The following is a 674-nucleotide window of genomic DNA, read 5'->3' as shown; positions in this document are numbered from 1 at the left end:
CCGGCCGCCTCGAGGTCGTGGATGTAGTTGCCCTTCACCGTGCTGGCGCCGCCCTGCAGGACGATGCCGTTCTCCGATTTGGAGATGTCGTTGCCGCTGAAGTTGCCGCTGCCGAGGATGGCGGCATTGGCGGTGCCGGAATAGCCGGGGCCGGTGATGTCGTTGTTCTGGATGGTGACGTTCTTGGCGCCCTCGGCGTCGATACCCCAGGTGCCGGTGTACTTGATGACGCTGTTCTTGATCACGACGTTGTCGGCGGTGATGCGCAGCGAGCCGTTGATGATCGCGTTCTCGATCACCGTGCCGTCCTTGGTGATGGTCATCGGGCCGGTATAGGCCTTGAGCGTGGTTCCGGCCGGAACACCGGTGGTCGAGGCATCCGGGAAGCCGGACGAGGTTGCGGCGGCGGCGGCAACCGGTGCCGCTGCTGCGGCTTCGACGCTGCGGGCAGCCATGGTGTCGGCAGGGGCCGCAGCCGACTGCGTTTCTGCGGCGGCGTCGGTGACGCCGGCGGTCTTGACGGAGGACAGCTCGGTCGACGACTGGAGATCTGCCTTGGTGGCGGTCGTGCCCGACTTGCCGGCGAGCGAGACGTCGCCCCAGCCGCCCTTGAGGTCGGCAGCCTTCTTGCCGAAGTCGTCGATCAGCTTGCTGACGCGCTCGTTATAGGCATT

The 674-nt window shown here is 66.2% G+C and carries 1 protein-coding gene; it reads right to left on the bottom strand.

Annotated elements, in window-relative coordinates; genetic code table 11:
- Positions 1–455 (bottom strand): right-handed parallel beta-helix repeat-containing protein (locus OCK02_RS26110; RefSeq protein ID WP_263815563.1); only part of this gene is annotated, 455 nt, incomplete at its 3' end.
- Between the last annotated feature and the right edge of the window lie 219 nt (positions 456–674).

Source organism: Rhizobium sp. TRM96647, assembly GCF_025780115.1.
GTDB lineage: Bacteria > Pseudomonadota > Alphaproteobacteria > Rhizobiales > Rhizobiaceae > Mycoplana.
The sequence above is the reverse complement of the archived record's forward strand: the minus strand, read 5'-3'. Positions and strand labels throughout refer to the sequence as shown.